Genomic DNA, 19,818 nt, shown 5'->3' on the forward strand with positions numbered 1-19,818 from the left:
GCTCGTCTCAGCCTTCGGAGGGCAGCAGGAACGATCCCGATCGACCCGGCAGGTCGTTGCCCCGCGGCAGCGATCGCTCGACGAAGACACGGCTGGTCGAGGTGACGATCAGTTCCTGTCCGAGCACGTCGGGATCGACCAGGTCGATGGTCAGGATCGAACCGGGGGCCAGTGGAATGTTCTCCAGGCTCGGCACGACGGACGGACCGGCGGGCCCGACGGCTTCGATCGTGACCGTTGCTTCCGACTGGTCGATGTTGTAGACCACGAGCGCGTCCTCGGTCGGCTCGGTGGGCCCGATGCCCATGTGCCAGGTTCGGGCGACGAAGCCGTCAGGGCGAGGTGGCGCTCCGAGCACGACCGACGTGGCGACACCGTCGCCAGCCGGACGGGTGAGTACACGTTCGACGACGATCGACGGCTGCGCCAGCGTCGAGAACACCGTCGCATGGCGGCCCAGTGGGATCTCGCCGACCTGGGTGGCGAACTCGACGAACGCGTCGTCGCCTTCGTCCTGCGCGGTGTCCTCGCCGTTCTCCTGCTCGTCGACGGGGGTGAACGCGTCGCCACCAGCGTCGCCCGGCACCGGACGCTCGGCGTACGGGTCGAACACGACGACGCGTCGCGGGCCGACGACGATGGGGTCGAGGTCCTCCACGCCGGCGTCGAGTGGGAGTCCGCCGAAGAACACCGTCACCTCGACGTCGTCGCTCGTCGGGTTGTAGATCGAGTAGGTCTCAGAGATGCCGCCGCCGCGTTCGCCGTCGGCGAACCACCATTGGTCACGCAACTCCGGAGCCGCCAACGACACGTCGTAGCCGGATCGACCACCGCCGAGGTAGTGCTGGGCTCGCGCCACCACGAGCCGACCGGCGGTCGCCTCGACCGCGACAGCGATGACCGGCTCGTCACGGGCCCCGAGCTCGGCGATCGGGATCGTCCGCACGGTGCGTGGGAGCACGGTGAACCCCTGGAACTGGCCCGGTTGCGACTCGCGCTCTTCGGTGGCGAAGCGCAGCCGTGCGACGACCGGCTCGTCGAAGGGATTGGTGAGCACGAGCGTGTTGATGCTGCCGTCGACCGTGAACCCGTCGGCGAGATACCAGGTGGTCGACGTCTCGTCGGAACACGCGTCGACCGAGTTGCCGGCCGGATGCTCGGCGATCTGTTCGACGAAACCTCCGCCGCCTTCGATCTCGACCACGACGCTCGCGAACGCGGTGGGTTCGGGGATCGTCGCGTCGACGTCGATACGCGTCTGTGACCACGCAGCGACGCTGAACTCGCGATCGGCGACCGCTCCGTCGTCGGTGAGGATCAGGTAGCGACCGATCAACTGCCCTTCGTCACGGTTGGAGACGACGACGCTGCCACCGACGCCGCCTTCGCCCGTCGCCGGCACGCCCGGACAGAACCAGCTCCCCGTCAGTGCCCCCGACGCACCGACCGACGGCATCCACGTTCCGCCGCTCGACGAGAAGAACGCCGGTGCGGCCGGCGTGGTGTCACGACCGACGATGATCAACCCGATCAAGCTGAGCACGATCACGATCGCTGCAGGCGCACTCCGTCGGCTCATCGTTCCACCTCCGGCTCGTCGGCGAGCCGTTCATCGGCCACGCCGCTCAGCGGCGCCACATCGAGGTCGACCCCGCCTGCCTGATCCGCCTCCGGCAGATCCGCACCGATGCGGGCGACCTGTCCCGTGAGGTCCAGACCCGGATCGAACGCTGCACTGGGCTCGGCCGACTCAGCAGCGTCGTCGAGCGAGATCAGTGTCTCGTCCTCGATCGCCGTGAGTCGTCGACGCGACGACGGCACGGTCACACGCGCCGCCCCCACGAGCACGATCAACCACAGCACGACCTGGACGGCGACCCACAGCGAACGCGTCGACGACGAGTCGTACTCGAGCGTCGCGTCGCCACCCGATGGCACGTCGAATGCCGTCGTGATGCCGAATGCTCGCCGACCGTCGAGGTCGACGCCGTCGACCGACAGCGTCCAGTTGCCGTCGAACGGCACGGCGAGGTGGACCACGCCAGCCGGAATCTCCTGCGTCCGGGGTGTGGTGTGATCGACGCCGACGAACGCCGGCTCCGCCTCGGTGAGATCGGCTCGAACGAGCGCTTCGTCGCCGGCCGCCGTGCTCGCCTCGGCCGTCGCACCGGTGAGCAGCGACGCTGTCGGGATCCATGCGGTGTTCTGGTAGATGTCGACGGTCGGCAGATCGGGGAACGAGACGATGTCGAGCTGCTCATCGAGGGCGGTCTGGAGCCCTGCCGGCGGCTCCAAGGGGCTCGCCGGGGTCGAGATCACCCCGTCGAACAGCGGAATGATCACGAATCGGATCCCGAGAGGTGCGAGTAGGCGACCGGCACGTTGTGTGGATCCGGATGCGATGCGATCGAGCGCTTCGGCGATCACCTCGTCACCGCGCGTCGACGACGCGAACCATCGGTCGCGGACATCCATTCCATCGTCGTCGATGACCGAGAACGACATCCCGTCGCGGTATACGACGCCGGGGGTCGGAAGGATTCGAGCGTCGCCGAGCACCAGCACGTGGTAGTCGCCAGCTTGATCGGCATCGGGCAATCGGAGGTCGACGAGCGCCGCGAGCGTCGTCGTCGGAGCGTTCCAACCACCGTCACCGGTGGCATAGATACCCGGAACGAGCCCGACCACCACCGCGGCGCTTGCGAGGAGACCCAATGGTTGGCGCCAGCCGAACGTCCCACCTCGGACGTCGAGATCGAACGCAGCGAGCGCCGCTGCCGCCGAGACGGCGAGGCCGACACCGATGGGAGCGAGCAGCACGCCGGCCTCCGGCATCGCGAGCGGCAGGCCGCCTCGATCGCCGAGCACGGCCAGGGCACCGAAGCCGACGACCAGCACACCCGCCCGGATCGCCCAGGTGAGGCGCCAGGCCCTCGCGAGCACGATCGCTGCGACGACCGGCAGATACAGGACCAACCACAGCGAGACGAAATCGGTCGGGCCGACCTCGAACGACGCGACCGAGAGCAGGCCCCGGCCCGGGTCGCCGACGGGTGACGGCCCCACGAGTTCAGCCCAACTCCACGATGTGATCCACGGCAGGTTGAGCAGCGCCGCGATGACGACCCCGGCAGCAGTCGCCTCGAGGTAGCGCAATGCGGTGCGCCAGGGGGCCATGGCGAGCAGCGTGGCGATGGCGAGGAGCACGCCGATGACGAGCGCCACGATCAGCATCAACGGTACGAACGCCGTGGCCAAGCCGACCACGAGCCCGACCTGCAACGTCTTGCGGATCCGGTCGGCGAGATCGAGTTCGACGATGCCATCGACGAGATCGGTCTCGGCCAGTCGCGGGTCGGCCGTGCCGACACCAACGGCACTCCGCAGCGTGTGCACGATCCACGGCGCAGCGGCGTACGACACGAGCGTCGAGAGCGAACCGATGGCCATCGCCCCACTGACCAGCGGACTCGCCGCGTAGACGAGCAACGCCCCGAGGCGGGCCCGCGATGACGGGAACACACCGGCGAGCTTCCACAGGCCGATGAGCCCGACCACGACCAGACCGATCACGAACACCGTCTGGAGGAGACCCATCCGGAACAACGTGACGGTTGACAGGACCGACAGCGTCGCCCAACCGGTCGGGTTGGCACTCGACGAACCGAGACCGTTCGGGTTCCAACCGCTCGCGTAGCTGCTGAACAGTTCGCGCGGGCTGTCGACGAAGGGCAGGAACTCGCCGACCGACGGCACCGCGCCGGTCACGAACGCACGACTGCCGAACAGCAACGCGGCGAGCACGCCGATCCAGACGAACACCGGCGCTGTGGTGCTCTCCCGCCAGCGCCGAACGCTGCTCTCGGCGCCGACGAAGGTGGACATGTCGCGGTTGCGAAAGAACGACGTGAGACGCGCGCTCCCCCGCTCTTGCAAGCCCAGGACCTCGCGTTCGGGGACGCGACGGGTTGCGGCGACCTCGCGCCGTCGACGGACGATGCCCGCCGAACGCGGGATCAGGCCGACCAGGGCCCGCGTCGACGCGACGCCCGAACGGAATCGACCGGTGAACAGCCCGACCACGAGTTCCGACAGGGTGAGCAGGATCAACTCGACGAGGCGGCCGGGCAGCCGCGCACGGCCCGTCATCGTCATGACCGTGCGCATCCGGTGGCGCGCTTGTGCGCTGAGATGGGCGATGTCGGGTCGACGCTCCACGAGACGGCCACGGTGTCGCACGCGAGCCACCGGAGCGACCACGACGCGGGCGCCGCTGTGATGGACTCGCCAGCAGAACTCGACGTCGTCACCCCAGAAGTCGATCGCCGGGTCGAATCCGCCGATCTCGCGGAACAGGTCGGCGCGCACGAGGAGGCACGCCGATGAGAGCACGAACACGTCGCGAACCCCGTCGTGTTGTTCCTGGTCGATCTCACCCGGCTCGATCACCTGATGCAGTTCGCCGAAGCGATCGAGACCGAGCCCGACGGCCTGCAGCACGCCCGGTTCGTCCCATTCGACGAACTTCGGGCCCACCACACCGGCGTTCGAACGATACAACTCCTCGACGAGCAGCCGCACGGCGTCGGGCTCCGGCGCGATGTCGTCGTGACAGAAGAGGAAGAATCCGTTCTGCCCTTCGACGAGACGACCGACTTCGTTGGCGGCAGCGCCGAAGCCGGGGTTGGCACCGAGCGAACGAACGAACGCCTTGGGAATCCGCAGCTTGATGACGGTTTCGAGGTGCGCCTCGAAGGCCACCTTGCCCGACTCGTCGCCGCCGCTACTCAACGCGGCAGCGTGCGCCTGGGCAACGGCAGACGGCTCGGCCAGCAAGAACAGGAATCGCAGGTTCGGATAGTCCTGCGCCGCGAGGGCGTCGAGCGTCTGCTCGAACCAGTCCCCCGGCTCGTGGACGACCACGACTGCCACGACGGGCGGGGCATGCAGCGTCTCCGGTTCCACGATCGACCGAGGTTAGTGGTGCCGACGCCCCCGAACTGGTCACTCGTCGAGCGGTAGACTGTGTCATGTGGCCCTCCCCCCATCGGTCGATCTGACCAACTTCGATCTCGCACCCGCAGCACGAGCCGCTCGCGGCATCGCGTCGACGGTCACGGGCGCTGCCACGGGTGCCGCGAAAGAGGCGACCTACACCGCGGTCGGTCTGGGCGTCCTCACCTACCAGCGACTCCAGGTGCGGCGTCGCGAACTCGAACGAGCTCGTCGTCGCGGCTGACCGCGCCGATCACTCCACATCACCGACGCCAGGGATAGCCTCGCGAGTTCCGTGTCGACCTCATCGTCTCACCCCCACGCCGATCCGGGCGCCAACCCGAGCGCACGGCGGTTGCCGGTCCCGGAGGGCACCATCCCGGTCGGCGTCGCACTGCTCATCGCCGGCGTCGCGACCTATGCGTTCTTCGTCGTCGGCAAGAGCGCCGTCGGCGGTGACGAGGAGTTCGAACCGATCGTCTCGTTGTGGTTCGCCACGTTCGCACTGGCACCCGGATTCTTCCTCCCGCTCGAACAGGAACTCGGGCGGGCGCTCGCTCATCGCCGAGCGCTCGGCCAGGGCACCGCACCCGTCGTGCAGAAGGTGGTGCGCCTCGCATTCATCCTCGTCGCCGTCATCGTCATCGCGATTCTGGCCGCCAGCCCGCTGATCGCGTCGTCGTACTTCGGCGGCGACTGGATCATGGTCGTGGCGCTCGTGTCCACGTTCGTCGCCTACGCACCCGCCCACCTCGCCCGCGGCGTCTGCTCGGGCAGTGGACGCTTCCGGGACTACGCGATCATCATGGGGTCAGACGGTGTGGTGCGCATCGTGCTGTGCATCCTGCTCGCGCTCGTCGGCATCCAGGCCGCCGGCGCCTACGGCATGGCCGTCGCCGTCTCACCACTGTTCGCGGTGGCCTACGTGTGGCGGCGGGGTGCGTTACGGACCGATCCGGGCCCGCCCGCCGAATGGAGTGAGGTCACCCCCAACCTCGGCTGGTTGCTCCTCGGGTCGGTGTTCGCAGCATCACTGCTCAACGCCGGACCCATCACCGCGAGCCTCCTCGCTGCCGACAACGAGCGGGCATTCGTCACACAGTTCTCCTACGGCGTGCTCCTCGCTCGCGTCCCGCTGTTCCTGTTCCAGGCCGTTCAGGCGGCGTTGCTGCCGGGGCTGAGTCGCCTGGCTGCGCAAGGTCAACTCAGCGAGTTCCGCAGCGGTCTCAAGCGCTTGTTGATGGTGGTCGTGGCGGTTGGCGTCATCGGCACCGCCGGCGCGTTCGTGCTGGGGCCATGGGCGATCGAGGTCGTCTACGACGCCAACCTCTCCGGCCGTACGCTGGCCGTGCTCGCGCTGGGCAGCGCCTGCTACATGATGGCGTTGGCGTTCGCCCAAGCGGTCATCGCGCTCAAGGGCCATGCGCTCGTCGCCCTGGGATGGGGCATCGGCGTCGTCACCTTCATCGTCGTCACCTGGCTCTCCAGCGACGAGCTGTTCCGACGCATCGAACTCGGCCTGCTGGCATCGTCGTTCGCGGCGCTCTGCAGCTTCGCCGTGGCACTGCGGTCACGCCTCGCATCCGGCGCGACCCCAGATCACCAGTCGGTCATGGAAGCGATCACCGACATGCCCTTCGAGACCTGAGCTCGAACCGGATCGCGGTTCAGCGGCCGGCTTTGGCCGCTTCGATGGCGAGATCGTTGTCGACCATCATCTTGACCAGCGACGGGAAGTCGACCTCGGGCTCCCACCCGAGCTGTTCTTTGGCCTTGCTCGCATCGCCGATCAGCAGGTCGACCTCAGCCGGCCGGTAGAACTTCGGATCCTGGCGGACGTATTGGCGCCAGTCGGCGATACCGACCTCGGCAAAGGCGAGATCGACGAACTCCTCGATCGAATGGGTTTCGCCCGTGGCAAGGACGTAATCGTCGGGATCGTCCTGTTGCAGCATCATCCACATGCCCTTGACGTAGTCGCCGGCATAGCCCCAGTCACGCTTGGAGTCGAGGTTGCCCATCACCAATTCGTGCTGCAAGCCGAGCTTGATGCGTGCCGCAGCGTTGGAGACCTTGCGCGTGACGAACTCGATCCCACGCCGCGGACCTTCGTGATTGAACAGAATCCCCGACGACGCATGGAGGCCATAGGACTCGCGGTAGTTGACGACGATGTCGTGGCCGAACACCTTGGCGCAGCCGTAGGGCGAACGCGGGTGGAACGGTGTGAGCTCGTTCTGCGGGGTCTCGCGGACCTGGCCGAACATCTCCGACGACGAGGCCTGGTAGAAGCGGATCGGGTTGTTCTGGGTGCCGCCGACCATGCGAATCGCCTCGAGCATGCGCAAGACACCGAGCCCGGTGATGTTCGCGGTCAACTCGGCCTGCGAGAACGACAGCGCGACGAAGCTGATCGCACCGAGGTTGTACACCTCGTCAGGTTGCGCGAGCTGCAACGCCGCGACAAGCGACGGGAGGTCGGCGAGGTCGCCCGACACCAGTTCGATGAACGGCATCTCCTCTTGCAGCCGCGTGGCGCGCGGATTGTTCTGCCCCTTGATCATCCCGTAGACGTCGTATCCCTTGCCGTGCAGGAATTCGGCGAGGTGTTGACCATCCTGGCCGGTGATCCCGGTGATGAAAGCGCGTGGCATAGGCGGCGGAGTCTAGGAGCGTTGCGACCAGAGCTGCCATCTCCCTACCATCTCCACGGTGCTGAGCGTGGCGATCGACGTCGGCCCGCTTCACGGGCCGCGAACCGGAGTCGGCAACGCCGTCGCCTGGTCGATCGACGAACTGCGCCGACTTGGCGCCGCCTGGGGCGACGAGCACGAGCATGGCGACGCCGAGGCACAACCGTTCAAGGTCCAATTGTTGCCGTACCTGACGTCGATGCGCTCACGGGTCAGCCCGCCGACGCGCCGGCTCCCACTGCCCGCCGCTGCGGCGCACCGTCTCTGGCAACGCGCCGATCGGCCACACCTCGATCGATGGCTCGGGCGACCCGACCTCGTCCACGGCACCAACTACGTGGTGCCACCGACTCGCTGCCCTCGCCTCGTGAGCGTGTACGACTGCTGGTTCCTGGAGCATCCTGGCGACGCGTCACCCGATGTCGCTCGGGCCGGTGAGATCCTTCGACGTTCGATCGGCAGCGGCGCGCACGTGGTCACCTCATCGCAGGCTACGGCAGACCGACTACGCGAGTTCGTCCCGACCGATCGCCTCGACGTGATCCATCTCGGTCCGCCGCCCGTCGACGCGACTCCGTCCGACGCGGCGATGCCGAGCGCGACGCCCCCTCGGTTCGGCCACCTCGACGGGGCGTCGTTCGTGGTGTCCATCGGCACGGTCGAGCGCCGCAAGAACGTGCCGAGTCTGGTGCGTGCGTTCGGCCGACTCGCCGCCGAGCACGCCCAGGCGCGTCTCGTGGTCGCCGGACGGCCCGGCGACGACCAGGCCGAGGTCGATCGCGCCCTCGCCGACCTCGACCCCGCCACCCGGGCACGAGTCGACACGTTCGGTCAGATCTCCTCCGAGGAGAAGCGGTGGCTGCTCGCACACGCAACAGCGCTGGCGTACCCCTCGCTCGACGAGGGATTCGGGTTCCCGATCCTCGAAGCCCAGCAGGCCGGTGTTCCGGTCGTCGCGAGTTCGGCTGGCTCGATCCCCGAAGTCGCCGGTACCGGCGCACTGCTCAGCGCGCCGCTCGACACCGAGGCGCTCGCCGCCAATCTCCACTGGGTCTTGACGAGCGATCACCAGCGCCAGATCCTGATCGACAAGGGCACTCGCAACCTGGATCGATTCTCGTGGACGACGACCGCACGGTCATACTTCGACCTCTATGCCCGACTCTCCGCACCGTGACGCTGTGACCCGTGACGCTGTGAACCGTGACGCTGTGAACCGTGACGCCGGACGCGTGGCCGTCGTGTGCGGTGGGGTCGGTGCCGCACGCTTTCTGACCGGTCTGGTCCAGGTCGTCGACGCCGACCGGATCGACGCGATCGTCAACACCGGCGACGACACCGTGCTCCACGGCCTGTCGATCTCGCCCGACCTCGACACGATCACCTACACCCTCGCCGGGGCGATCGACCCCGAACGTGGTTGGGGCCTCGTCGACGAGACGTGGATCACGATCGGCGCACTCGAGCGATACGAGTCAGTCCGGCCTGCTGGCTCCCAGGCCGCAGCTCGCTGGTTCGGACTCGGCGACCAGGATCTCGCGACCCACTTCTATCGCACGGCGCGTCTCGCGGAAGGCGCAACGCTGACCGAAGTGACCGTCGAGATCGGCCGAGCCTGGGAACTGCCCGTGCGACTCGTGCCGATGACCGACGACCGTTGCTCGACCACCGTCACCCTCGCGGACACCGGCGAGGACGTGTCGTTCCAGGACTACTTCGTCCGCCTGCGCCACTCGGTTCCCGTCGCCGCGGTCCGCTTCGACGGCGACGCTCAGTTGAGCGCTGCGGCGTCCGAGGCGTTGGACGGCGCCGAGACGATCGTGATCGCACCGTCGAACCCCCTGGTGTCGATCGGACCGATCCGCTCGCTCCCCGGCACCGACGAGATGCTCGCCCGACGCCGCGACGACGTGGTCGCTGTGTCGCCCATCGTTGGTGGCGCGGCGCTCAAGGGTCCAGCCGACCGCATGCTCGACGAACTCGGACACGAGGCTTCGGTCGTCGGCGTGGCCCGGATCTACGCTCCGATCGCCGGTGCGCTCGTCATCGACCCCGTCGACGCGCACCTCGCCGAGGCCGTCGAACGAGAAGGCCTGCGCTGCGTCGTCGCACCCTCGATCATGTCGAGTCCTCGGATCGCACGGGACCTCGCAGCCGCCACCCTCGCCGCCGCTCACTGACGCCGATGTGACCTGACGGCCCGTCAGCGTGGCCGGATCAGTCCGGTGCGAGCACGCGTCGCAGACCGGTCGAAACGTCGGTCCAGGGTGACCATCCGAGGTGGATTCGCGCCCGCACCGGCGAGACGGCGAAGCGCGGCAGGTCGTCGATCCGAGGTGGGCCGCTGATCGGGTCGAGGCCGGCGCCGCCGCGCAGCGCGGTCCAGAGGTCGCGGATCGTGGTCTGCACCCCCGTTCCGACGTTGATGACCAGACCACTCCCCCGGTCGCCGGCGCGCACCAGCGCATCGACGACGTCGTCGATGTAGACGAAGTCTCGGGTTTGGCGGCCGTCGCCGTCGAGTGTCGGTGCGGTGTCGGTGAGCAGCGCCTCGTGAAGTGCGGCGACCACACCGCCGGATGGCGCCTGCCGTGGCCCGTAGACGCTCGAGAACGCAAGCGCCGTGAACTCGATGGCGTGGCGCTCTCGATAGGTGGTCAACAGGTCGACCACGGCTCGCGCCGCGACGCCGCGAACCCCGCGGGGCACCAGTTCGGATTCCTTCATCGGCAACGCCGACGCTGCGGGCTGCCCGTACAGCGACGACGCCGGCACCCCCGCGACCACCTTGCTCACGCCATGTCGCCGAGCGCTCTCCAGCGTCGCGAGCGCCGACGAGAACGCCTGCGCCTGTGCCTGAGCCGACCGATCGTGACGATCGAAGAGCGCGAGGTGGTAGACCACCTCGGGACGACGCATCCCGAACAGCGAGTCCGCTTCACTCGACGATGCGTCGAGGTGGTGAATCTTCAGCGGGCCACGAGTGGCTCGCGCATCAGCCAGGTTCGCCAGCGAACCTGGCGAGAGTGTGTCGATGACGTCGACCACGTGTCCTTCGGCGAGCAGTCGATCGACGAGGTGCGAACCGATGAAGCCGGCTCCCCCGATGACGACGACGTTCATGCGAGCACGCTATTGCGCGCTGGACGCCCGCGGGCGGGTTGCATCACCCGGCAGCGACAGCGGGCGAGGAATACTGACCGCTCAATCGAGGTCCGGCAGCGTCGAATACGCGAGATGATCATCGGCTGCGACGACTCCGTCGGCACCGATGATCGACTCGATCACCGTCGCATCGGCTCCGACACGACCCATGACGAGCGACGACTCGACTTGCGCTCGTTCCTCGATCACCGCGCCGGGAAGGATGACCGAGTCGACGACCGTCGTGCCGGCAGCGATCCGCGCGCCCGCTCCGACGAGCGTGTTGCTCACGGTCGCCTGAGGGTCGACGATCGCGCCAGGAGCGAACGCTTCCGCAGACTCGTGGGCACGCTTGCCGCTCAGTAGGTCGAGGTTCGCCGCTCGGTAGAAATCGGGCACACCCGCATCGATCCAGTAATCGTCGGTCGAGTAGCCGAACAACCGTCCGGCATCGGCGACGAGCGGGAACACGTCACGCTCGATCGACACGCGCTGCTCAGCCGGGATCCGGTCGAGGACCGACGCCTCGAAGACGTAGGTCCCCGCGTTGATCAGATTGCTCGGCTCGGTGCCGCGAGCTGGCTTCTCCACGAACTGACGAACCGAGCCGTCGTCGGCGAGATCGACGACGCCGAACGCCGACGGGTCGTCGACGCCGATCAAGTGCAGCGTGGCCTCCGCTCCGTGACGACGATGCGCTGCCACCAGGCCGGCGACATCGAGATCGGTCATCACATCACCGTTGGCCACCACGAACGTGTCGTCGATGCCAGCGTGGAGCGCGGCGAACCGGATCGCCCCGCCGGTGTCGAGCGGCTCCGGCTCGACGGCGTAGTGGAGCACGACATCACCGCACCGCCCGTCCGGGAAGGCCTCCATGAACGGCTCGGGTTTGAAACCCAACGCCAACACGACGTCGGTGACACCACCACGAGCGAGTCGGCCGATGAGCCGAGCGATCATCGGCTCGTGGCCGACCGGCAGCATCGGTTTCGGAATCGTGTTGGTCAGCGGCCGAAGACGCGTCCCGAATCCGCCGACGAGGACGACGGCGTGCATCAGGGTTCGGTCGTCGAGGTGTCGCCGTCAGCCGGCGCATCTTCGACCGGGGCATCTTCGGACGGCACGCCCGTGTCGATGGTGATGTCGCCGTCGTCGTCGATCTCGACCCCGGAGAACAGTTCGTCCGGCGGCAACTGTGCGACGTCGTTCAACGCTCGCTCCTCGAACTCGGGAGCCCACGGCGGCATCACGACGTCTTCGTCGTTGGGAACGAAGGCGATGACGACGACCATCGCGTCCTGGTCGAGACGGATGTTGTCGTAGTCGGCGATGAACGTCTGGCCTTCGCCGGTGTCGGAGAAGTTCTCCCACACGACCGCCTTGAGTTCGCCCGTCTCCGTCCCGGTCACGTTGCCGTCGTCGTCACGGATCTCGCACTCGGTCTCGCCATTCTCGAAGACGCCAGTCTCGTTCTGGTACGGGAGGAAGGCGCGCTGATCGGCGGGGAACTCGAGCTTGTCGCGGGTGATCTCGACGTCGTACACGTCGAGGAACACGCCGAGCCGCGCCCGGCTACCGATCGCGAGCGACGAGAACGGATGCCAGTGAATGAGGCCGTCGTCATGGCTGTGGATACCGCTGCGGGCGTACTCGATGTTGGTCGGTCGACCGTTGGCGTCGAGCGCTTCACCGTCACCGTTGAGCTGGAACCAGGTGTCGCAGAGGTAGAACCCGTAGACGTGGTGCCAGTGATCGTCGATCTGCGGCGCCGAGGCATCGGCCGTGGGACGGCTCTCACGGGCGTAGGCGACGAGTGCCAGCCCAGACACCAGGACGATCGCAACGATCATCGGGAACAGCGTGCCGCCCTGGAAGCGGACCTTCTGCCCCTTGCCCTTCTGCGCGAGGCGAGCAGCCTTCTTGGTGGATGACGATGAGGGAGCCACGAGTCGCCAGGCTAGCGGTGTGTCCGCCGCTTCCGGGGTCGCGCCCCGTGACCTGCGCCGGGACCGGCATCGAGGTCAGCTCGGTGCGGAACGACCCGCGAGCATGGAGATCAGTGCTCGATACGCCGACCCGACCGCCGCCGGCGAAGCGTTGTCGACGACCCACGATCGCCCACCCGCACCGAGTCGCGCTGCTCGCTCGGGATCGTCGAGCAACGTGCGCAGCGCCGCGATGAACTCGTCCGGATCGTCAGGCGGCACCGAGATGCCACCCCCCGATTCGGCCAGCATGCGAGGAACGGCGGTGTCGGGGTCGATGGAGGCGACCACGGGACGCCCGGCGGCCATGATCGAGTACGTCTTCGACGGCACCGAGACGGCGCCGAGACCCGCCTTGAGTGGAACGACGTGGATGTCGCCGGTGGCCAAGAGCTCGCTCAGGCGATGCGCTTCGATGTACCCGGCGAAATGCAAGTTCGGGAGGTGACCCGACCGTTCCTCCAACGTCGAGCGAGCAGCACCGTCGCCGTTGATCAGGAACTCGACGTCGGGGAGGGCCTCGGCGGCAGCCACGACGAGGTCGAGTGACTGCGAGAACCCCACGTTGCCGCCGTAGAGCACCACGGGCCCGTCGCCGAGCCCGAGTTCGGTCCGATACGGGGTACGACGATCGCCCGGCCTGATCACCTCGGTATCGACGAAGTTCGAGATGACGTGCACGCGATCAGCCGACGACGCCGGCATCTTCGCTCGCACGTTGACCGCAAGGTCCTCCGACAGCACCGTCACGGCATCGGCCAGCCGGTAACTGACGCGTTCCAACCACCGAGCCACTGCGATGATCCTCGAGTTCGTGATCGCCCCGGTCTCCACCGCAGCATCCGGGAACACGTCCTGGATGTTGAAGATCAGTGCCGAGCGCCGGGACCACGCGACGACGCGTCCGGTGATGCCGAGCGTGAGCGGCGGCGACATCGCGATCACGGCGTCGACGCGCCGAAACCACCCGCCGCAGCGCAGACCCTGGAGCCCGGCCAACGCCGAATAGCCGACGAACCCGAGCGCTCGCCGCAACAGGTTGCGCTTGTCGGTGCCCGGAAACGGATGCACTCTGGTGATCGAGCCCCAGGTGGTGGCCTCGCGACGCACCCAGCGCCCGCCCCACCCCGCCTCGATCGCATGGCGGCGATACCACGGCAGCGCCGTCACCACGTCGACACGAACCCCGAGCGACACCAGTTCGTCGACGATGCGCGTCATCACCGTCCCCGTCGGCGCGGTGTCGGGCGCGAAGTGGGGGCACAACACCACGACGCGCACGCGAGAGTCACGCATCTCGCTCACCGTCCGCCATCGCCGGCAGCCAGCCGATACGCCGCGGCGAGACCTGCTCCGGATGCGGCCGACGTGAACGACCGGGCGCGTCGATGCCCGCGGACCCGCATGTCGGCGCCGTGCTCGGCCACGTGGTCGAGCGCACCAGCCCACGCCTCAGGATCACGCGGGAGCACGAGTCCCGCATCGCCGACCACTTCGGCCAGCGCGGCTTGATCCGCGCAGATCACCGGCGTGCCGAGCGCCATCGCCTCCACGACCGGCGCACCGAACCCTTCGTATTCGCTCGGAAAGACCAGCGCATCGGCCATTGCGATGAGGCCGTCGCGGTGCGTATCGGGCACGCGTCCGGGCCGAACCACACGCTGGCGCAGACCCAAGCGTTCGATCGCTGCCTCGACCGCATCTTCGGCCGCACCCGCCCCGCCCAGGAGCACGAGGCGAAGGTCGGGATCGTCCCAATACGCGGCCAGCACCTCGAGCAGGAACTCGTGACCCTTGTGCGGATGCGTGATCGCCGGGAAAACGATCACGCGACCGCTGCCGAGCCCGTAGTCACGACGCAGCTCGAATGACGACGGCGCATGCGCACCCAGCGTCGGCTCGACACCGTGCGGTACGACCAGGATGCGATCGGGGTCGACCTCGAAGCGATCTGCGACGGTCGCCTTCACGTAGCCCGACGGCACCGTGATCACCGACGCCCGAGCCGCCGAGCGCGGCATCACGGCTCGCAGGTACCGCAGCTTCGTGGGGCTGATGTATTCCGGGTAGGTCTCGTACTGCAGGTCGTGGATCGTCAGCACTACCGGACCGCCACCCCGTCGAGGCACCGTGCCGCCGCCGTGGTGCACGACGTCGGCCGAGCGAGTGCGGCGCGCCAGCCACGAGTGCTCGGTCCAGACGCGCCGCACGCGATCGTCGCCCGTGATCGATGCGGTCACCATCGGAAACAGCGTCGACAACTCCGGGTGCGCATCGACGAACGCCGGGAGGCAGTAGATCGTCGGAACGAACTCCGCAGGCTGACCGGCGAGCCCCAGCAACTGTCGGACCAGGTACTGCTCGGAACCGCCGACGTCGCCCGGCACGCACCACAACAGGTTGACAGCGACCTGGAGCGCGGAGAGTCGACCGGACTCGGCGACGGCGGTTCCCGGCGTCGGAGCTGGTAACCCGACCCGGTCGATCGCGACGTTCTCACTCGCTGTGGGCTCACTCATCGTCGCACCTCACGGTAGACCGCGATCGTCTGTTGCGCCGTCGAGTTCCACGACAACTCCTGCGCCCGCCGACGGCCGGCGTCGCGCAGTTCGTCGAGCCGACGGAGCGCCTCGTCGATCCCGCGGGCGATGTCGTCGGTGTCGAGCGGGTCGACGAGCACCGCCGCGCCGCCAGCCACCTCCTCGGTCGAGGTGCCCCGGCTCGTCACCACGGCTGCGCCCTGCGCCATCGCCTCGAGCACCGGCAGCCCGAATCCTTCGCGTTCACTCGGATACGCGAACACCGTCGCCGCTGCGTACAGCCCGCGGAGCAACTCGTCGGGCACGAAGCCGAGCAAGCGGACGTCGGCACTCGTCGGCACCGACACCTCCCCCCAACCGGTCGGGCCGGCGACGATCAGCGGCACCCGTTCGCCGTGCGAGTCGACGGCGATGCGGCGCATCGCGTCGACGAGTCGTGCGAGGTTCTTGCGCGGTTCGAGCGTGCCGACGAACAGCACGAAACGATCCGGCAGGTCGTACTCCCGGCGTGCGGCGTCGATCTCGGCGTCGGTCGCCGACGTCGGATCCACACCGAGCGGGACGAGCCGCAGCGCTGCTGGGTCGAGTCCCGCCGCCTCGCAGTCGTCGACGGTCGACTGGCTGCTGCAGATCACCCGATCGGCACGTCGGGCGATCGCCGCCAGGCTGCGCTCCATCACACGCACGCCGTGCCGTGTGAAGCGATCGGGCGTGTGGCGGAACGCGAGGTCGTGCACGGTCACCACGAGCGGTGCAGCGGTCGCGCACGGCACGAGCCCGGTCGCGTGAGCGACGTCGATCTGACCGGTCACCGATTCGACCTTGGGCCAGTTCAGGCGCGTCCAGGTCTCGTACAGCCATGGCCGAGCGAGCGGGAGCATGGCGACCTTGCCCGGCGGCACGTACGGTCGCCGCGGCGGAAGTTGGTGTTTTCCGGCGACGAAGCGAAGGTCGACGTCGGCGGGCCGTTCCAGCAGACACGACGCCACGGCGAGCGCGGCCACGGCGGTCCCGCCCGGTTGATCGTGCCAACACTGCTCGACCGTGTACCCCACCCGAATCGGCCCTTCCACGGCGTCAGTCTCGCAGCTGCCCCCTCGATTCGGCGGCCGACAACGATTCGGCGCACCACGTGTCAGGTGATGACGGTGGCGGCGCGAGCCGCGTCGGCATACTGGCGAGCGAGGGAGTCGACCGTCTCGTGCGCGTTGAGTCCACTCGGGTTGGGCACGAGCCAGAGTCGAGCGCCTTCGAAACCGTCGAGGTGCTCGCCCATCACGGCTCGCGGCTCGCGAAACGCCGTGCGGAAGGCGGTGATCCCGGCCACCGCGACGACGCGTGGGCGGTGTCGGCGAACGAAGGTCCGCAAGACCTGGCCGCCCTCTCGCAGCTCGTCGGCCGTCAGTTCCGACGCTCTCGCCGTCGCCCGATGCGCGACGTTGGTGATGCCGACGCCACGTTCGATCAGATGCGCCCGATCGTCGGGATCCATCCCCCGCCCCCGATCGATCTCGCGCTCGATGATCCCGGCGGCCAGCAGCGCGGGATAGAAGCGATTGCCCGGGTAGGCGAAGTGGGTCTGCGTCGCCGCGGTCCACAGGCCGGGGTTGATGCCGACGAAGAGCAGCTTCAGCCCCGGTCCGACGAGGTCGGGCACCGTCGCACCGACGAACGATTCGAGTTCCGCACGGGTGAAGCCCACGTCATCAGTCAATCGGACGGGTGGTTCCGACACGGCCGTGTGCGAACGACCCGGTCAGGAGTCGGTGGGAGCCGGCAACTCGATGATCGTGACGGTTCCGGCGCCGCCGTCGACTTCGATGATCGCACCGTCGGGAATCCTGCGGGTGGCGTTGAGCACCGACACCGCGCAGGGGATGCCCAGCTCACGGCTGACGATGACGGCGTGACTCATCACCGCGCCGACGTCGACCACGACTGCGTCGGCGGGAACGAACAGCGGCGTCCAGCTCGGGTCGGTCAGCGGTGCGACGAGCACGTCGCCGGGTTCGAGACCTCGCGGATCACCCGGGTCGGTCACGATCCGCGCTCGGCCCCGGGCGATGCCGGCACAACCAGGAAGCCCGGTGATCGTGTCACCGACCGACACCCGTTCGAGCACATCGGTGCGCAACTCCCACTCCTCCAATGGCGGAAGCTCGCCTTCGAAGTAGAACGGCGGAATCCGCTCGGCCAGCTCCGCGTGCACCCGACGCCGCTCGGCGATCACCTCGGCGAACGACGACGGATCCGCGGCGTACGCATCCACCTCCGGCTCGATGAGGTACCACAGGTCACCTCGGGTTCCGCCCGAGCGAGCCACGAGTCGGCGGTCGAGTTCCTGAGCACTGAGACGGGCGCCGTGAATCGCCCTCACCACGGTGGTCTTGGCCCGCTCGCGTCCCTGCATGTGCAGGCGAGCCGACCGCAGCACACGCATGAACAAGCGGCGCGCTGGCCAGCGCAGGCGAGCGAGTGCATCGGCTTCGAGTTCGGCCGCTTCGGCCGCCAGGCGAGCTCGCTGTGTGTCTGGCGCATGTGACTCGTCGGTGAGACGCATCCGATCGATCAACGTGAGCGCGAGTTCCGGATCGGTCTCCCACGTGTCGAAGGCGGTGTCCCACTCGTTGGGGCCGCGAGCGCCGAACCGCTCGATGAACGCTCGGAACTCCTCGACGAACTCGGCAGCGTCGGCGTCGTGCGCCGCCGCCACCTGGATGCGCTCCCAGATGCCCGGGATACCCCGGTCGAACTCGGCGGACAACGACGCGGACGAGCGGATCCGACGGCCGAGGCTCCACATCGCGCTCGACGGGGCAGCCGAGTCGATGTCGCCGATGCCCGACATGAGCCGCACGGCGATGGTCGCGTCGCCGAGTTGCTTGTCGCAGATCGACGTCAGCAGCGACATCAACGCGCCCGCGCCGAACGACACGACGAGATGCATCTCGAACCACTCGGCGAACTGCTCGAGCAGGTCGTCGAACGTCGCGTCGCGCAGGTCGGCATCACTCGCTTCGCTGACGTCGGGCAGACCGGCGAGGTACGCCTCGACCTCGCGCTGCGCCTGTTCGAGACGGGGTAGCGACCCTGCTCCGCTGATCTTCCACACGTAACGCATCCCGGCCAGCGAGGCTCGGATGTTGCGTTCGCCCGGGAGCGGCACGTGAGGCGGTGGGTCGCCGGCGCCGAGGTACGACGCATCGGCATCGGTTGCCGAGCCGCCCGGCACCCGGGCTGCGCCGAGGCGTTGGATGCTGAGATTGAGGTAGGCGTAACCGCCGAACACGCCGCTACCGATCGCCGTCGAGAGGGGGATGCCCTCGATCTCGGACGGTCGGATCAGGCCGCTGGTGAGGATCGCTCGCCGCATGGCTCGCTCGCCGGCTTCCTGTGCGATCGAGAAGCTGAGCGGTCGGTAGACCTCGGGGTACACCTCTCCGGCATTGCCTCGCGTGTAGATCGGGAAGCGCTCACTCGCGTCCGTCCCGACCCATTCCCCGTCACCGATTCGCTTCCACGGCCCCATGAACGGAACGTAGCCGCTCGGTGAACGCCGTCGTGAACGCTCGCAATGCGCTCGATCGGCGCCGAGGTTCAGTCGGCGTCGAGCCGAGCGACGAGGTCGGCGAGTGGCGCTCGGTAGTGACGCAATGGTTCCATCCCGAGCGCGACCCACCGATCGTTCGCCAGGACGCTGTTGGCGGGACGTGGGGCCGGACGCGGCGGATCGAGGTCCACGGTCGAGATCGGCCGGACCAGGTCGCGATCGAACCCGGAGGCCTCGAGGATGTCGGCGACGAACTCGTACCAGCTCACGGCGCCGGCGTTGGTCAGGTGCACCACACCGCCCGGCTGCCGCTCGGCGAGTGCCCTCAGTGCCGGAGCGAGGTCGGCCGTGAACGACGGGTGGCCCCGTTGGTCGTCGACGAACGCGAGTCGATTGCCGGCGGGAGCGAGCCGCCGAACCAGCTTGACCATGTTGTTGCCGTGTTCCCCGCACACCCACGACGTCCGCACGATCGTCGCTGCGTCACCGAGCGCGTCGCGGGCAGCGTGCTCGCCGGCCAGCTTCGATTTGCCGTACACGGATGCCGGGTTGGTCTCGTCGTCTTCCCGATACGGACGATCAGAGTTGCCGTCGAACACGTAGTCCGTGCTCACGTGGACCAGATGCGCACCCTGCGCGGCGCAGGCGAGAGCGAGGTGTCGCACTCCGTCGGCGTTGACGGCGAACGCCGTCTCGACCTCGGTCTCGCAGGCGTCGACGGCGGTGAAGGCGGCACAGTTGATCACCGCATCGGGCGCGTGTGCTGCGACGACCTCGCCCACCTGCGCTGCGTCGGTCAGATCGAGTCCACCGCGATCCAGCGCGACGACCTCGTCCCCGGCCACCTCGGTCGCTGCGACCACGTCGACGCCGAGTTGCCCCGCCGCTCCGGCGACCAGCACCTTCAT

At 68.2% G+C, this 19,818-nt stretch carries 16 protein-coding genes; 4 read left to right on the top strand and 12 right to left on the bottom strand.

From position 1 onward, the window contains the following. Nucleotides 1-7: 7 nt before the first annotated feature. Both ACE37B_RS04610 and ACE37B_RS04615 read right to left on the bottom strand, forming a co-directional pair. Complete coding sequence (locus ACE37B_RS04610) at nt 8-1,579, bottom strand: hypothetical protein (protein WP_409922102.1); 1,572 nt, start codon at nt 1,577-1,579, stop codon at nt 8-10. After that, on the bottom strand, nt 1,576-4,965 hold the full coding sequence (locus tag ACE37B_RS04615) for a glycosyltransferase (protein ID WP_409922103.1): 3,390 nt from the start codon (nt 4,963-4,965) through the stop codon (nt 1,576-1,578). Before ACE37B_RS04615 ends, ACE37B_RS04610 begins: the two co-directional genes overlap by 4 nt. Nucleotides 4,966-5,032: 67 nt before the next feature. Between ACE37B_RS04615 and ACE37B_RS04620 the strand changes: the two genes are divergently transcribed. Both ACE37B_RS04620 and ACE37B_RS04625 read left to right on the top strand, forming a co-directional pair. Further along, nucleotides 5,033-5,239, top strand: coding sequence for a hypothetical protein (locus ACE37B_RS04620; protein WP_409922104.1), 207 nt, complete (start codon nt 5,033-5,035; stop codon nt 5,237-5,239). A gap of 51 nt (nt 5,240-5,290) precedes the next feature. Then, nucleotides 5,291-6,643 (top strand): lipopolysaccharide biosynthesis protein, encoded by a 1,353-nt coding sequence (locus tag ACE37B_RS04625; RefSeq protein WP_409922105.1) that lies wholly within the window; start codon nt 5,291-5,293, stop codon nt 6,641-6,643. Between the two features lie 19 nt (nt 6,644-6,662). On the opposite strand, the gene gmd is transcribed toward ACE37B_RS04625, so the two are convergent. Beyond that, nucleotides 6,663-7,649: a GDP-mannose 4,6-dehydratase gene (gene gmd / locus ACE37B_RS04630; RefSeq protein WP_409922106.1), complete on the bottom strand. Its 987-nt coding sequence runs from the start codon at nt 7,647-7,649 to the stop codon at nt 6,663-6,665. Between the two features lie 58 nt (nt 7,650-7,707). On the opposite strand from gmd, the gene ACE37B_RS04635 reads away from it, so the two are divergent. Together ACE37B_RS04635 and cofD are read left to right on the top strand one after the other, a co-directional pair. Next, entirely contained in the window at nt 7,708-8,865 is a 1,158-nt protein-coding gene (locus ACE37B_RS04635) for a glycosyltransferase family 4 protein (RefSeq protein WP_409922107.1), read from the top strand. A 34-nt stretch (nt 8,866-8,899) separates the two neighbouring features. Further along, nucleotides 8,900-9,868 carry a 2-phospho-L-lactate transferase gene (cofD, locus tag ACE37B_RS04640; RefSeq protein WP_409922108.1) on the top strand — a complete coding sequence of 323 codons (969 nt, stop codon included), beginning with the start codon at nt 8,900-8,902 and terminating at the stop codon, nt 9,866-9,868. A 37-nt stretch (nt 9,869-9,905) separates the two neighbouring features. On the opposite strand, the gene ACE37B_RS04645 is transcribed toward cofD, so the two are convergent. The 9 genes from ACE37B_RS04645 to rfbD all read right to left on the bottom strand — a co-directional run bounded on the left by ACE37B_RS04645 (nt 9,906) and on the right by rfbD (nt 19,818). Further along, nucleotides 9,906-10,811, bottom strand: coding sequence for an NAD-dependent epimerase/dehydratase family protein (locus ACE37B_RS04645; protein ID WP_409922109.1), 906 nt, complete (start codon nt 10,809-10,811; stop codon nt 9,906-9,908). 81 nt (nt 10,812-10,892) lie between these two features. After that, nucleotides 10,893-11,891: a sugar phosphate nucleotidyltransferase gene (locus ACE37B_RS04650; RefSeq protein WP_409922110.1), complete on the bottom strand. Its 999-nt coding sequence runs from the start codon at nt 11,889-11,891 to the stop codon at nt 10,893-10,895. Then, a complete protein-coding gene (locus ACE37B_RS04655; RefSeq protein WP_409922111.1) occupies nt 11,891-12,781 on the bottom strand; it encodes a hypothetical protein in 891 nt (296 codons plus the stop codon). Before ACE37B_RS04655 ends, ACE37B_RS04650 begins: the two co-directional genes overlap by 1 nt. A gap of 75 nt (nt 12,782-12,856) precedes the next feature. Beyond that, on the bottom strand, nt 12,857-14,116 hold the full coding sequence (locus ACE37B_RS04660) for a glycosyltransferase family 4 protein (protein WP_409922112.1): 1,260 nt from the start codon (nt 14,114-14,116) through the stop codon (nt 12,857-12,859). A 5-nt stretch (nt 14,117-14,121) separates the two neighbouring features. Further along, nucleotides 14,122-15,339: a glycosyltransferase family 4 protein gene (locus ACE37B_RS04665; protein WP_409922113.1), complete on the bottom strand. Its 1,218-nt coding sequence runs from the start codon at nt 15,337-15,339 to the stop codon at nt 14,122-14,124. After that, nucleotides 15,336-16,433: a glycosyltransferase family 4 protein gene (locus ACE37B_RS04670; protein ID WP_409922114.1), complete on the bottom strand. Its 1,098-nt coding sequence runs from the start codon at nt 16,431-16,433 to the stop codon at nt 15,336-15,338. Before ACE37B_RS04670 ends, ACE37B_RS04665 begins: the two co-directional genes overlap by 4 nt. A 62-nt stretch (nt 16,434-16,495) precedes the next feature. Then, nucleotides 16,496-17,062 (bottom strand): mismatch-specific DNA-glycosylase, encoded by a 567-nt coding sequence (locus tag ACE37B_RS04675; protein ID WP_409922115.1) that lies wholly within the window; start codon nt 17,060-17,062, stop codon nt 16,496-16,498. Between the two features lie 54 nt (nt 17,063-17,116). Then, nucleotides 17,117-18,889 (bottom strand): PEP-utilizing enzyme, encoded by a 1,773-nt coding sequence (locus ACE37B_RS04680; RefSeq protein ID WP_409922116.1) that lies wholly within the window; start codon nt 18,887-18,889, stop codon nt 17,117-17,119. A 68-nt stretch (nt 18,890-18,957) separates the two neighbouring features. After that, on the bottom strand, nt 18,958-19,818 hold the full coding sequence (gene rfbD / locus ACE37B_RS04685; protein ID WP_409922117.1) for a dTDP-4-dehydrorhamnose reductase: 861 nt from the start codon (nt 19,816-19,818) through the stop codon (nt 18,958-18,960).

Origin of the sequence: Ilumatobacter sp., assembly GCF_046290335.1 — a bacterium.
Taxonomy (GTDB): domain Bacteria; phylum Actinomycetota; class Acidimicrobiia; order Acidimicrobiales; family Ilumatobacteraceae; genus Ilumatobacter_A.